17 protein-coding genes and 2 pseudogenes are annotated in these 12,894 nt (G+C 41.2%); 8 read left to right on the top strand and 11 right to left on the bottom strand.

Going from position 1 to position 12,894, the window contains the following annotated elements; genetic code table 11:
* The 3 genes and pseudogenes from DKT75_RS21825 to DKT75_RS10695 all read left to right on the top strand — a co-directional run.
* A pseudogene (locus tag DKT75_RS21825) lies at positions 1-212 on the top strand (IS3 family transposase); the annotation flags it as partial.
* Between the two features lie 168 nt (positions 213-380).
* The gene (locus tag DKT75_RS10700; protein WP_109823426.1) at positions 381-1,256 is read left to right on the top strand and encodes a cache domain-containing protein; all 876 of its coding nucleotides are present in this window, start codon (positions 381-383) and stop codon (positions 1,254-1,256) included.
* Between the two features lie 121 nt (positions 1,257-1,377).
* Entirely contained in the window at positions 1,378-1,608 is a 231-nt protein-coding gene (locus DKT75_RS10695; RefSeq protein WP_109823425.1) for a transposase, read from the top strand.
* A gap of 216 nt (positions 1,609-1,824) precedes the next feature.
* Here the strand turns inward: DKT75_RS10695 and DKT75_RS10690 are convergent, their stop codons facing one another.
* Positions 1,825-2,193, bottom strand: a complete 369-nt coding sequence (locus tag DKT75_RS10690) for a winged helix-turn-helix transcriptional regulator (RefSeq protein WP_109823424.1) — start codon at positions 2,191-2,193, stop codon at positions 1,825-1,827.
* A 152-nt stretch (positions 2,194-2,345) separates the two neighbouring features.
* Between DKT75_RS10690 and DKT75_RS10685 the strand changes: the two genes are divergently transcribed.
* The gene (locus DKT75_RS10685) at positions 2,346-3,290 is read left to right on the top strand and encodes an NADP-dependent oxidoreductase (protein ID WP_109823423.1); all 945 of its coding nucleotides are present in this window, start codon (positions 2,346-2,348) and stop codon (positions 3,288-3,290) included.
* Positions 3,291-3,363: 73 nt separating this feature from the next.
* On the opposite strand, the gene DKT75_RS22020 is transcribed toward DKT75_RS10685, so the two are convergent.
* From DKT75_RS22020 to DKT75_RS10675, 3 genes are read right to left on the bottom strand one after another with little or no spacing between them, the layout of a single operon-like run.
* Positions 3,364-3,522 (bottom strand): hypothetical protein, encoded by a 159-nt coding sequence (locus DKT75_RS22020; protein ID WP_211665365.1) that lies wholly within the window; start codon positions 3,520-3,522, stop codon positions 3,364-3,366.
* Positions 3,523-3,525: 3 nt separating this feature from the next.
* Complete coding sequence (locus DKT75_RS10680; RefSeq protein ID WP_109823422.1) at positions 3,526-4,038, bottom strand: hypothetical protein; 513 nt, start codon at positions 4,036-4,038, stop codon at positions 3,526-3,528.
* A gap of 3 nt (positions 4,039-4,041) precedes the next feature.
* Entirely contained in the window at positions 4,042-4,494 is a 453-nt protein-coding gene (locus DKT75_RS10675) for a hypothetical protein (RefSeq protein WP_146201355.1), read from the bottom strand.
* A 501-nt stretch (positions 4,495-4,995) separates the two neighbouring features.
* Here DKT75_RS10675 and DKT75_RS10670 point away from each other — a divergent pair.
* The 4 genes from DKT75_RS10670 to DKT75_RS10655 all read left to right on the top strand — a co-directional run bounded on the left by DKT75_RS10670 (position 4,996) and on the right by DKT75_RS10655 (position 9,480).
* Entirely contained in the window at positions 4,996-5,955 is a 960-nt protein-coding gene (locus DKT75_RS10670) for a GlxA family transcriptional regulator (RefSeq protein WP_158278842.1), read from the top strand.
* Positions 5,956-6,107: 152 nt separating this feature from the next.
* On the top strand, positions 6,108-7,793 hold the full coding sequence (locus DKT75_RS10665) for a BCCT family transporter (RefSeq protein WP_109823428.1): 1,686 nt from the start codon (positions 6,108-6,110) through the stop codon (positions 7,791-7,793).
* A gap of 282 nt (positions 7,794-8,075) precedes the next feature.
* Positions 8,076-9,233 carry a Na/Pi symporter gene (locus DKT75_RS10660; RefSeq protein WP_109823419.1) on the top strand — a complete coding sequence of 386 codons (1,158 nt, stop codon included), beginning with the start codon at positions 8,076-8,078 and terminating at the stop codon, positions 9,231-9,233.
* Positions 9,234-9,258: 25 nt separating this feature from the next.
* Complete coding sequence (locus DKT75_RS10655; protein ID WP_109823418.1) at positions 9,259-9,480, top strand: hypothetical protein; 222 nt, start codon at positions 9,259-9,261, stop codon at positions 9,478-9,480.
* A 110-nt stretch (positions 9,481-9,590) separates the two neighbouring features.
* Here the strand turns inward: DKT75_RS10655 and DKT75_RS10650 are convergent, their stop codons facing one another.
* From DKT75_RS10650 to DKT75_RS10620, 7 genes and pseudogenes are all read right to left on the bottom strand, one after another.
* Positions 9,591-10,091, bottom strand: coding sequence for a cupin domain-containing protein (locus tag DKT75_RS10650; RefSeq protein WP_109823417.1), 501 nt, complete (start codon positions 10,089-10,091; stop codon positions 9,591-9,593).
* A 61-nt stretch (positions 10,092-10,152) separates the two neighbouring features.
* Positions 10,153-10,611 (bottom strand): GNAT family N-acetyltransferase, encoded by a 459-nt coding sequence (locus tag DKT75_RS10645; RefSeq protein ID WP_109823416.1) that lies wholly within the window; start codon positions 10,609-10,611, stop codon positions 10,153-10,155.
* Positions 10,612-10,707: 96 nt separating this feature from the next.
* Entirely contained in the window at positions 10,708-10,914 is a 207-nt protein-coding gene (gene dmpI / locus DKT75_RS10640; RefSeq protein WP_109823415.1) for a 4-oxalocrotonate tautomerase DmpI, read from the bottom strand.
* A gap of 86 nt (positions 10,915-11,000) precedes the next feature.
* Complete coding sequence (locus tag DKT75_RS10635) at positions 11,001-11,573, bottom strand: NAD(P)H-dependent oxidoreductase (RefSeq protein WP_109823414.1); 573 nt, start codon at positions 11,571-11,573, stop codon at positions 11,001-11,003.
* Between the two features lie 46 nt (positions 11,574-11,619).
* Complete coding sequence (locus DKT75_RS10630) at positions 11,620-11,979, bottom strand: MerR family transcriptional regulator (RefSeq protein WP_109823413.1); 360 nt, start codon at positions 11,977-11,979, stop codon at positions 11,620-11,622.
* 147 nt (positions 11,980-12,126) lie between these two features.
* Positions 12,127-12,357, bottom strand: a pseudogene (locus DKT75_RS22510) (integrase core domain-containing protein); the annotation flags it as partial.
* Between the two features lie 15 nt (positions 12,358-12,372).
* The coding region (locus DKT75_RS10620; RefSeq protein ID WP_109823411.1) for an IS3 family transposase at positions 12,373-12,894 on the bottom strand (522 nt) is incomplete at its 5' end.

The following is a 12,894-nucleotide window of genomic DNA, read 5'->3' as shown; positions in this document are numbered from 1 at the left end:
GTCGAATATCACAGGTGATTAAGTCCACCTACTTTGCTTCTGCCGAAGAAATGGAAACAACGCTAAAACGTTACTTAATCACGTATAATCACCACGTTATTCAAAGAAACCTTGGACATTTGACCCCTATTCAAAGTATGAAGCAGTGGCAATTAGACAAACCTGATTTATTCAAAAAGAAAGTTTACAACCACGCGGTTCTCGACACATAATCGTTTTCCAATATTTAAAACTCAGATATATATATTTTATTTAACATATAAAATTTTCTTAAAAAAGGTTTTTATTTAAATATTTCTCTTTTTAAAATATTATTTCTTGCAAACATCACATTAATCTTATTATTATTAATTATTTTATTACATCGGGTGTAAATTATTATGTGGAAAAACCTTAAGTTTAGATCCAAAGTTTTCGTACTTACAGGTGTTCTTCTTTTATTTAGTATTTTAACTGGTGCAGGCTATCAAGTTATGTCTAATCAAATCAGGGATATTGGTATAAAAAATGCCAGCGATGGAGTTCTTGAGGCTCGTAAAGAAGAATTAAAAGTTCTTGTTGATGTTATGGAATCAGCACTTACAGCAGCAACAATAGGTGTTACTGATGAGAAGGAAATTTATAAGATATACTCTCAGTTGTTAACAAATAATAGATTTTTTGATGATGAGTCAGGTTACTTTTTTGTTTCTGATGACGGTGTCAATTTTATTCATGGTGGAAATCCTAGCATACAGGGAAAAGACTTAATAGATCAGAAAGATTCTAATGGATTCCCTTTTGCTTTAGCTTTGAATAAAGCGGCAAAATCAGGTGGTGGGCATGTTGAGTACTCTTGGTTTAAGCCAGGAAAAAAAGAAGGGGAAAGCGCGCAAAAAATATCATATACAAAGATGATTCCTAATACTTCTTATTATCTTGGCACTGGTGTATATATTGATGACATCAAGCAAAAGGAGTCAGAGATATTCCAAAAAATCACTGATTACTCAAATGGTTTTCTAAAAAAATGGATTTCCATTCTAACTCTGGCATTCTTTTTTATTATTTTACCCTTAGTTATGTTTATGATAAAAAGTATGACAGAGCCTTTAAAAAAACTTACTGAAATTGCTACCGATTATAGTCGTGGAAAGTGGGAAGAGAATATATCAGATCTTGATAGGAAAGATGAAATTGGTGCACTAAGTAGGGCTATTAAGCGCTTGGGTGTAAGTACTCGAATGGTTATAAAAAAACTCGAAGAGTCAAAATAACTCTACTAAATAAAGACTAAAAATTGCAATTTCTGGCTTATTTTTAAATTTAATCATCTATTAGTTTTAAATAAATACTTATTAACCCAGCTTTCAAATAGACGATAGGCTATCATTGGACATGGATAAAGTTGAGGTCTATTTTTTGCCCTCATACTCACCTGATATGAATCCTGATGAGTATCTTAATGGCGACTTAAAGCAGAGAATCCGTGCTTCGTCACCTGCTCGCACTCAAGGACAGCTGGAGAAAAATGTACTGGGCCGCATGAGAAAAATACAGAACTTGCCGAGGCGTGTTATTAGTTACTTCTCTCATCCTTTAATTCAATATGCCGTGTCGGGTATTTGAACGCTAGGTTAATATTAAGAAAGGTGAAATGAACTTACTTGGATGGGTAAGTGTGTTTATCTTGCATAAGACATTAAGCAGTAACTTAGATGAATTGTCACAGAAATGGTTAGGCCAGAAGCTACCGCTTTTGCCTTCGCTTTAATCAAAACCGGATAGACCAAAAAATGATGGAGTACCTCCCAGCTCAATCATCTTTTCATGATAAAAATACCACTACTGACGACCATCATACTCAGCCACATCACTTGATTTAACCTTCTCTATTTGTGCATCCGCCCAGTCCTTTAGATGTCGAATAAAAGGCACTAGCTCCTGCCCTGTATCCGTAAGTGAATACTCAACCTTAGGTGGTACTTCGTGATAAACCTTTCGATGCACAAGCCCATCAGCTTCTAATTCTCGTAATGCTTGTGTGAGCATTTTAGGCGTAATGTTCTCAAGTTTTCGTTTCAGCTCACCATAACGAAGCGTGTTATCGAAGTTATGAATGTACCAAATAATACGCCCCTTGTACTTCCCTCCAATACGCTTAAAGGCATAGTCCACAGAGCATACATAATCCATTGAATGACTTTTTTTCATTTTTTATGAAATCTATCTCTTTGATTTTAAACAATAGTACCTTTAAGGTATGTAGGTACCTAATAAGTGCATACTTATTATTTAGGTATCAATTCAATATAGTAGCAAACGTTTAGCAACGGAAGTCATTATTGACTCAAAGGGATGAAAAAGTGAAAGCTATATATGTACATGAAGCAGGTGGCGTTGAGAATTTAGTCCATACTCAAACAGAGATTCCAGAGCCGAAGACAGGTGAGGTTTTGGTGAAAGTCAAAGCCATTAGTGTGAATCCTGTTGACGTAAAAGCGCGCGCTTACGAAGGTGTCCTGACATGGATCTTTGGTGATCAACGCCCAGTGATTTTGGGGTGGGATATTTCTGGAGAAATAGTCTCTTCTGGAGAAGATACTGATGCATTCGAGATCGGTGACCAAGTCTTTGCCATGGCGAATTTCTTAGGTCATAGTAAGGCTTATGCAGAATACGTTACCGTACCTGCACATCAGCTAGCGTTAAAGCCTGACAATATTTCTCATGAAGAAGCCGCTGCCGCCACTTTAGCAGCATTGACCGCATGGCAAGTTTTGGTCACTACTGCGAATATCCAGAGAGGTCAAAAAGTCTTAATACATGCTGGCTCAGGTGGTGTTGGACATTTCGCGGTACAAATTGCCAAGCACTTAGGTGCGTATGTGATTGCAACCTCCTCAGCCAAAAATAAAGACTTTGTTTTAGGACTCGGTGCAGATGAGCACATCGATTATCAAACATCTGACTTTAGCGAATCACTCAACGACATGGATCTAGTTATCGATGCCATCGGTGGCGATGTGATGCTAAAGTCTGTTGCCGTAGTTAAAGCATCAGGAAGGATTATTACACTACCGGGCGATATCCCAACCGAAGCCGCAGAAGCAGCGGAAAAAGCAAGTGTGGATTTATCGTTTATGTTGGTTGAATCTAATGGTGAAGATATGAAGTCGATTGCTCAACTACTTGAACAACAAACCTTGAAGTCACATGTGTCAGCCAGCTTTGACTTTGCGGATATGGACAAAGCGCACCTACAGGTTGAGACAGGAAGAACGGTCGGTAAAGTGATTGTCACTACCTAAACACTGACTCAGATGCTTAATCATAGTTTTCTAACAACTGTAATAGCATCTGAGTCCGTTTCTCTCTTTACTATTAACTAGGCAAATGTAGCTTCTCACGCAAATAAGCCTCAACCGTACTAGCCGCAGCCTCACCATCCACCTGCTTAGCCAGCTCCAGTTTCTTACCCGAACCCAACAAAGCCAATATAGAAAAATGCACCGTGTGCTTGTTCCCCGACTGTGAGCGCATTACCTATTTCAGCTCAACATCCTCAATCTCTGAGAATTGTATTTGCTCGTTCTGAGTCACAAAACCCAATAATCTAGTTGAGACATATAGCGTTCTATTTTTTAAAACTACCGTAAGCGTAGACGGTAATGACTTAATAGAAAATACCACTATTAAACTGCCAATTAACATCACTACCCAATAAATAAACGACGGGATTTCATCACTAAATACGCTCAACATTCCAAACATAAACAGTGCTATAACGCCCATGACTATTTTAGTCGTTGGCTTATAGAACATCGGATAATGAATCATCACCTCGTCACCCTGCTCTCGCATTGGTAATGACATTTCTAGGTCAACTTTCTGCTTGTGCTCAGTCAAATACTGCGGCACTTGATAACTGACGGTTGACTGCTGCTTAGTCTCATAAACGGGTATTTCAAAGGTTCGATTGAGCTTGATATCTTCTGACTCAAGCTCTAATCGCCACTCATGCCAAGTACCATTTTTATCCAGCTCTGTTTCAGGCAAGCCTTACAGAACATCGACACCAAACTCTATACAATCAACCTTACCTAAAGAACAATAATTAGCGAATGTATTACCTTCCCAGACCAAGTCTTCTTTTAAGCTTCTACTCTTGCCAGACCCTGAGTAAAACTTTCTAACGCAAACAGCCTTCACAGCGTAGGTAGCTAACTCGGACGCGTTTTTATTGAGCTCAATCTGTCCGCCGACCTGGCCACCAACAGACCCAGGAACGTTGTCAGACTTAAAGGCGTTTTTCCAAATAGTCTGCTTTGCTTCGACTGGCTCCCAGAACTGCATCCGTGCAGCGTTGTAAAGCGGGGTTGCCAACATCGCTATCAACACATACAAAGCAGGTGCTGCAAAGAACGCCCCAAAGACGACGAGGAGCCATGAACGTTTTGTGGTTATCTGAGACCCATCTTGAAGATGCCTGTTTTTATTATGGTTATTAGCCAAGAATTGTAGCGAATATCGGCCTGCTTGGGAAAGCTAGGTGATAACAGGCATGAGATACGAGTGTCTTGCACCTTAGATGTAAAGTTAATTGCCTAGTGATGCATTTAAATTAGTGCTATCCGCTAAAACATTAGGATCAAGTGACTGATAGTTAAATTGATCAGGACTTTAACCACAAGAAACCTAATAAAAGCAAAGAAAGACCATTTTGCGACAAAATTTGTCGATTACGAAACAACTCAATTGTTACCATACCGTTACACTCAAGTTATACAGGAGTGATTCAGTTTTCAACGTAAACCCTCGATAAGAGAATGCGCAACTATCCATTAACATAATGGTAGTTCTCTCGCGTCAAGGCAATTTACGTTATGGAGAGTTAATGCATAGACTTAGTGTAAAACACATGGATTGTCTAAGGTTTGATTATCGTATCGACCGTGAATGCTGTACGCCCCCTATATTATTTCAGAAAATCGAACCTTTCTGGTTTTGGTCATCATGAAAATAATTAACGTCATCGTATTGGTAGAGCCGGATTTTGTTCCGACCGAGCTGTCCTTGGTCCAGGATGTTTTTCGTATCGCCAACCGGCTTAGCCAAACATTTACCTTTTCGATTCAGCACTGTACTTCGTCTACTAACGAAATGGTGGAAGGACTCGGAGGACTTTTAGTAAAAGCTAAATCGGTCACTAGTGTATCCACTGAAGTACCCGATCATTTTATTGTGCTTGGCGGACCTGGGCTTCAGAACAAACATAATTTTGAAAAGCCGCGTGCTTGGATAAGGCATTTTGAACGTAAGGGCTGTCGCGTTGTACTCCTGTCCGATGCGGCTCTGGAGTGGAAACGCCATAACCCCGATGATCGCGATGTAACGACTCACTGGGAAGATCAACAGTGGATGCGCGACACCCATCAGGTCGGCCGTACAACCTTACCACTCTATTCCCATAATAACCGCTTAACCAGCGCTGCCGGTATGATGGCAACAGCTGATGTCATTTTGAACACCATTGTTGCGCCGCTTTCCGTTGTACTTGCTCAAGGTGTGAGTCATGTGTTGTTGATGCCCGCAATAAGAGCGCATGATGTGGATCAGCCGCGCAGTGAAAATGATATTACTCTGTTGCAGCAAGCGGGCTTAGGGCGAGTAATACAGCTCATGGAAGAGAATCTGGAAACACCACTCAGTATCTCTTTATTGGCAGAAATGTCTGGGTGTTCTCAACGTCAACTCGAACGTCGGTTCCAGAATGTGGTCAGCTGTGGCCCCAACAGTTTTTACCGCTCTCTCAGACTCAAAAGAGGAAAAGCCCTCCTCGAACATACCGCAATGTCTATTACCGAGATCGCCATTAGCCTCGGTTTTTCAAGTAATTCCAGCTTTTCTCGTCCTTATGCCCGTGAATACGGCATCACACCAAGCCGTGCGCGTGCGCTTATGGAGAGAAATTAGTTAGAAATAAGACTCGGGAACACTACTCGGGCAGCTCAGCACTGTTAGTTTCAGTTAAAAACTAGCGCATCAACCGTGATTTTTTAGGAGGTAACCAAAAACCAGATGATCCCATGAGAAGTAGTCTTTTTTTAATCTATAGCGAGCTAAATATGAACATAAAACCCCCTTTAATGGATTTACCAATAGAAACCTCCGAAAGCGGTTTCTATTCAGGTTTCAGTAAAAGTGTTTCCATCTACTCAAAAATCATCATTGCTATTTTGGTAATGTGGGCAATTGTTTTCCCTGAACAAGCTGGTCGTATATTGAGTACGGTCAATAGCTTTATTCTTGCCAACACCGCCTATTGGTATGTCTGGATCATCGCCCTCTTTTTAATTGTTTGCTTTACTCTGGCAATTATTCCCGCCACAGGCAAATTGCGCCTTGGTGTGGACGGTGACGAGCCAGAATTTTCAGACTTTTCTTGGTTCGCAATGATGTTCGGTGCTGCAATCGGTGTTGGAATGTTAACTTGGGCCGTCGCAGAGCCTGTTTACCATTTCAAAAATAACCCAGAGGTCATTGCTGGCCTTGTTGAAGGGTCAACGGCTGAAAATGTCAGAAATGCCTATAAGTGGTCAAATCTGCATTGGGGTTTCGGGGCTTGGGCTTGTTACGGTCTTGTTGGGATGTCTCTGGCTTTCTTTACCTACCGTCGTGGACTGCCGCTAACAATGCGTTCTTCACTAACGCCATTGTTTGGTAAAGCCCTTTCTGGACCGCTTGGAAGTTTAATTGATATCGTCTCGGTAGTAGCGACTATTTTGGGTGTAGCACAAGCACTAGGCTTTGGTGTTGAGCAATTTGTTGCAGGCTTAACCCGAATTGGTATCACTGGATTGCTTACTGAATCAGGCACTGCAAACACACTTGGTATCATTATTGCGCTCGTGATCATTATGGGTGCTGCGACCGCTTCGGCATTATCAGGTGTTGGTAAAGGGATAAAACTCTTATCTAACATGAACATGATACTGTCCTTCTTCTTACTGGCCTTCTTCTTAATATTTGGCTCAACGTTCTTTGGACTTCAAGCCTTGTTCTTCGGAATCTGGGATTACATCGCTGCGCTACCTCAGCTAATGTTTGACGTCTTTAGATCAGATGGTGTCGAAGGCTCAGTCGCGACTAAGCTTGAAGGATGGCAGGGGTCTTGGTCAGTTTTCTACTGGGCTTGGTGGATTGCATTTGCACCGTTTGTTGGATTGTTCCTAGCACGTATTTCAAAGGGACGTTCAATTCGTGAGTTTGTACTTGGTGCGATCATTATACCTTCGATCATGTGTTTCATCTGGTTCAGTTTTGCAGGTGGTACGGCGATCGACTTGACACTTAACGGCGGCGCTGGGGATACCATCTTCTCTGTACCTGATGGCGATAAGATTTTTGCAATGGTTGTCTACATGTTAGGTGATAGCCTTGGTTGGATCATGTCTCTTCTCATTGTCGTTCTATTGTTGACCTATTTGGTGACAACGGCTGACTCTGCTGTTCTTATTGTGAACACGATCAATGCAGCGGGTGATGAAGGCCCTAAAGCACGTCCACATATCTACTTCTGGGGTATTGCCCTTGGTGCGGTAGTTGGAGCGCTCTTGATTGCCGGTGGCACAGGAAGCGGTGGCGGTCTGAAGGCTATCCAAACCGCGATGGTTATCGGTGCTTTCCCGTTCTCTATTGTTATGGTGCTTCAGTGTTTCGCACTGGTAAAAGCAGTCGTGAATGATAGTAAGCGTGTGAAAGAAGGCGTTCAGTCGACAATGGATGATGTCGTTGCTACTCCTACAAAATAGCTAGATAGGTGGCGCCCATTTTTGGGCGCCTAACCTTTATTGATTGATCCGTTCGGATGTTCACAGTCAACTTCAGATTTTTGTATCCATCGAGTATGCCAGTTCTTATTAGCTATGGTGCTACTCTTAGCTTTGGCCAATGAGTTAGCCACCCTTTTGATTTTACCCGATGTCATATTTCCTTAATATAATTGAAATATTAGTTACGCATTTCTGCCATATCACTGTCACATTTCATCCATAAACTGCCCGTTCACACTAAAACACTCGCGGGAGTAAACTATGAATGAAAGTGTCAACACGTCTGCACCAACATTAGACGACACAACCAAAGGTAACCTGATGCAATGGGTGACAGTGGTTGGCTTGGTCTACCTACTAATCTGTGCAGTCGGCATGATTGGCGGCGGCTTTAAAATGGCGACAGGTGAGCAAGCAAAAGAGTTATTTGCCTTTGCAAGCAACCCATTTGCTGGCTTGGTTATCGGTACCGTGGCAACCGCACTCATCCAGTCATCATCAACCGTTACCTCTATTATCGTTGGTCTAGTCGCTGGTGGTTTACCCGTCGAAGTGGCAGTACCTATGGTCATGGGTGCAAACATCGGTACATCCATCACAAATACGATTGTTTCTCTGGGTCACGTGCGTGCAAAAGAAGAATTCAAACGTGCTTTCTCAGCTGCAACGGTTCATGACTTTTTTAACCTCATGTCGGTCGTTATCTTCCTACCACTAGAAATGGCATTTGGAATACTCCAAAAGCTAGGCTCTATGCTGGCTGCACCTTTTTATGATGCTGGCAATGTATCCATGGGAGGCATGAACTTCGTTAAAGCGGCTACTGCGCCTATTGTTGGCAATGCTAAAAATGTTGCGGGTAACTTCGGTGATCACATCGGCGGCATCATGCTCATTATTTTGGGTATCGCTGTCATCTTTGTAGCCATTACTTTGATCGGTAAGTTACTCAAAAAACTAATGGTCGGTAAGGCTAAAGAAATAATGCATACCGCTATCGGTCGCGGGCCTATCTCAGGTATCGCATCAGGTACTTTGGTCACGGTATTGGTTCAGTCATCCTCAACCACAACGTCACTCATGGTGCCGCTAGCAGGTTCTGGCGCTTTCAATCTTAGACAAATCTACCCGTTCACTTTAGGTGCCAATATCGGTACTTGTGTGACAGCACTGCTAGCGGCAACAGCGGTCACGGGTAATGCTGAAGCGGCCTTACAAATTGCTTTTATTCACCTAACTTATAACGTTCTGGGAGTGTTGGTTATTTACGGCCTACCGTTTACTCGCTACCTACCTGTTTATGCGGCTGAGCGTTTGGGTGAGACTGCTTCTGAAAATAAAATGGTCGCACTGGCTTATATTCTTGGCGTGTTCTTTGTCGTACCTGGGTTATGCCTAGGCGTGAGCGCAATGCTGTAACCCATTACTCATTTAGGAATTGATTATGAATAACATACAGACACTGACCACTGAACGCCTTCGTACTTTAGTGACTGAAACAGAGTCAACACTGATAAGCCTCAAAGAGGAACTAGACCGTCGAGAAGAGTTAGCGCAAGAACATGAAGTCGCTAATTTGGAACATCATATGCAAAGCGCAGAGTTAAGTTTACGCAGTATTCGTGACTTCTTGGCGTTTTTGTCTAATGACATGAAGAAGAAATAATTCGCGCGGTACCTTGCTGGGTCGAGAAGTTTTGCTGCTCGATCCAGTTTTCTAGGAAGTTACTAATGAGGTACAAACGTTCAAGTGTTGCCTGCTATCGCTTGCGATTATTATTTTTCTAACTCTGGAGTTTTGACGATAAGACGATCATCCATGTTAGAAAAATCAACTACTTTCCAGCTCAAACCCTTGGTTCTAAACATCCGCTTTTCTTGTAACGGATAGTCCACAACATCCGTTTCAAGTCGTTGCCCTACCACGATACACTTAAGCACATCTTTTCCTGTATTTTTAAGTGAATGAGCCTTTCCTCCTTTTCGACACCCTAAAAAGTCCCCTTCTGATACAGAATAGAATTCATCCCCAACCCTTGCAGTGCCTTCGCCCGAAAGGATATAAACACACTCATCTTCATTATAATGAAAATGGTGCTCTGTGGAGTCATACCCAGGCTGTACCTCCATTATATGGAAACCAAATCCACTCAAACCAACCATGTCGCCAAGTGATTTATTAATGCATTGAGCATTACTGTTCAAAAAATGTGTTTTACTTTGCCCTTTTATTTGTTCAATTTCGGCTTTTTTTAGGACATGCTTTTCTTCAGTCAATTTGAATACTCCTTAATAGTTTTACGCTTATATCTAAACAAATTACACCGAGTTTATGTAATTAACGGCCACACTTAACTTTGGCCAATGAATTAGCCACCATTTTTACGTGTTCAACACCTGTTAGCTTTACTATGTATGGTTCTTCAGTAGCGACAAAGCCACAGTTTTCATAGAGTTTTTGCACTGATACCTGTGCATTCAATTGAACGCTAATCGCTCCGAGCGACTTAGCCCTATCCATTAGCTCCGATAGTAGAACCGAGGCATAGCCATTCCTACGATGAACCTTAGGTACGATGATTTGAGAGATTCTAAAATCACCTTTACCTAGTGGTGATAACCTACCATAAGCTAATAGCTCTGATTTATTAAGCAACATCAAATGCAAACTTACCGGTTCTAGCTCATCGGGTGTTATTGATTTAGGCAAACCAAAACTTTTAAAGAATGTACGAAACCTTAGCTCCATCGTCTCTTCATAAAGAGGGCTATCACTACTAAATTCTAAAAATTTCATTTCACCCCTTACACATAACGTCTCAATAAGCAGATATTAACAGGTGGGTATAATCGCGAAGCAATGGCCAACTGCTAATATCCGTTTAAATAATTGTTATGTCTTTTCAGTCAATTCTTGCTTTAATTTCGTTATCGTTTTACCGCCGACAGCAATGTTATCATCAGGCTGCTCTCGGATTGAAACTAAAAAAAGCTCTTTAGGTATCCCAGTCACCTCAGCAGAAACTTCTGTTAATCTTTCTATTAACTGCTCTTTAATTTCTGGTAATAATTGAGCTGATTCAAATGCAATATATGGCAAAACTGACTCCTTAAAATTGATTGTACAACCCTAACTCTGAGTTGAACATGATACAAATATAGTGCCCTCAGTGAGCAGACTAAAACCTATATATTACTTGCTAATTTGTGTACTTTTCCCATCCATTTTTCCCGCGTATTTTCAGTCGAATTTAATACTGGTCCAAAATACGTTGACGATTTATTTTTAATACCCGTGAATCCTAAAACAGAGTTTTTTAGTTGTTTGTGTATTAGGTTTCCTTGTATATATTTATACCAAAATGGAGGAGTATCTAGAGTAAAAATCAATTGCGATGTACGCCCTGTTAATAGTTTTTTCAATCCCTTTTTTCCATCTAAGTACTTAAATGCAAAACCTGGTAGAAAAGTCCTATCGATAGCCCCTTTAAATTTTGCTGGTATATTTCCCCACCAGACAGGACTAACAATTACAATATGATCACTCCATTGAATCATCTGTTGAAAACTTAATAGATCAGGTTCTAAAGGAAGTACGCTCTCGTATCCTTCTGACAGATTTAACTCAAAATTCATATCCGATATCTCTATGCTTCTCAGGTCATGTTTGAGTCCTGCAACATGTGAGTAGTGCTCAGCAATAGATTTACACATGCTATCCGATTTTGGATTAGCATTTATAACAAGGATTTTTTTCAAAATTCACACCGTATTAAGTAACAATGAATACAGTGTAAACTTTCACCTATGGGTTAGAGTCAAGCTTTTCCAAACACGCAGCTATTGAAATTTGATAATTTTTAACATTCATTTTTTGGACTTCTAATGCGCGTATTTCACTCTCTATCTTGCTGTATTTCTGACTAAGAAAATCATGCACTAAACTCCAATCAAACTCTTCTTGTTGACCCAGAATGGCTACCATCTCAGAAAGGTTGATCCCCAAGGTTTGTGCGTCTTTAATGATATTAATGAGCTCAATATTTTTATGAGTGTAAAATCGATACTTTCCTTCTCTAGATACTTTCAATAAGCCCATTGATTCATATAATCGTATCGCTCGTTGCGTGGCTCCTGATAACTTGGAGGCTTCACCAATGAACATAAAAATAACCCTTAATCCGTTTAGTTGCTAGATTGCTTCTTTTGTACAGTCTTTCTTAGGTATATAAAGTATCTACAGTTTGTGGGTAACAAGGCTGACTGACGCACCGCTCACCTATGCAGTATGTGTCAGCGTGTAGTGTTGTGGTCAACTAAAACTGGCCACCTCTTTAGAGGTTAATCCAAATTTTTCTTCTGCCATTATTGGCGATAGCCCGCCATTGTTAGCATGTGGGCGGTAACGATTATAATACTGATTAATGTATTGAGTAATCGCCTGAGCACCTTCGTTAAATGAAACGTAACCTGATTTTGGCATCCACTCGGTTTTAAAGCTTCTAAAGAACCGTTCTACGGGTGAATTATCCCAACAGTTTCCTCGTCGGCTAAGGCTTTACCTCATGCCAAAATGCCACAGGCATTGACGGTACGCCTTACTGGTGTAGTGGCAGCCTTGGTCACTATGAAATAGAATACGTTTAGGTTTCCTTCTGCTTTCATAGGCCATTCTTAATGCCTTTTTTGTCAGTTCGCTATCTGGGCTTTTACTGGTAGCAAAGCCAACGATACGCCTTGCATATAAATCAATGACCACTGCAAGATACAACCAAGTTGAACCCGACCAAATATAAGTGACATCACCCGCCCAAACTTGATTTGGCTTGCTCGGCTGAAACTGCCGATTAAGCACATTTGGTATGCTTAGGTGTACTTTTTCTGCCTTTGCGTAGCGGTGAGTAGGTTGCTGGCGACTCACTAGACCTGCTTGTTTCATGAGTTTTCTCACTAACCATCGGCTGACGTTAAAACCAGTACTAACAAGCAGTGTAACTAAGCTTCGCTGACCTGCTGACCCTCCACTTAGGCCAAACCAGCGCTTGAGCTCCGCGATCAGTTTAAGGCGTTGTGGTGAAAC

Source organism: Leucothrix arctica, assembly GCF_003172895.1.
In the GTDB taxonomy this organism is placed as follows: domain Bacteria; phylum Pseudomonadota; class Gammaproteobacteria; order Thiotrichales; family Thiotrichaceae; genus Leucothrix; species Leucothrix arctica.
This window is presented reverse-complemented; position numbering and strand designations above follow the sequence as displayed.

What these genes read in the sequence shown, in the direction of transcription:
- DKT75_RS10700 (WP_109823426.1), top strand. Translation starts at nt 381, where the DNA reads ATGTGGAAAAACCTTAAGTTTAGATCCAAAGTTTTCGTACTTACAGGT.
- DKT75_RS10695 (WP_109823425.1), top strand. Translation starts at nt 1,378, where the DNA reads ATGGATAAAGTTGAGGTCTATTTTTTGCCCTCATACTCACCTGATATG.
- DKT75_RS10690 (WP_109823424.1), bottom strand. Translation starts at nt 2,193, where the DNA reads ATGAAAAAAAGTCATTCAATGGATTATGTATGCTCTGTGGACTATGCC.
- DKT75_RS22020 (WP_211665365.1), bottom strand. Translation starts at nt 3,522, where the DNA reads ATGCGCTCACAGTCGGGGAACAAGCACACGGTGCATTTTTCTATATTG.
- DKT75_RS10670 (WP_158278842.1), top strand. Translation starts at nt 4,996, where the DNA reads ATGAAAATAATTAACGTCATCGTATTGGTAGAGCCGGATTTTGTTCCG.
- DKT75_RS10665 (WP_109823428.1), top strand. Translation starts at nt 6,108, where the DNA reads ATGAACATAAAACCCCCTTTAATGGATTTACCAATAGAAACCTCCGAA.
- DKT75_RS10660 (WP_109823419.1), top strand. Translation starts at nt 8,076, where the DNA reads ATGAATGAAAGTGTCAACACGTCTGCACCAACATTAGACGACACAACC.
- DKT75_RS10655 (WP_109823418.1), top strand. Translation starts at nt 9,259, where the DNA reads ATGAATAACATACAGACACTGACCACTGAACGCCTTCGTACTTTAGTG.
- DKT75_RS10645 (WP_109823416.1), bottom strand. Translation starts at nt 10,611, where the DNA reads ATGAAATTTTTAGAATTTAGTAGTGATAGCCCTCTTTATGAAGAGACG.
- DKT75_RS10630 (WP_109823413.1), bottom strand. Translation starts at nt 11,979, where the DNA reads ATGTTCATTGGTGAAGCCTCCAAGTTATCAGGAGCCACGCAACGAGCG.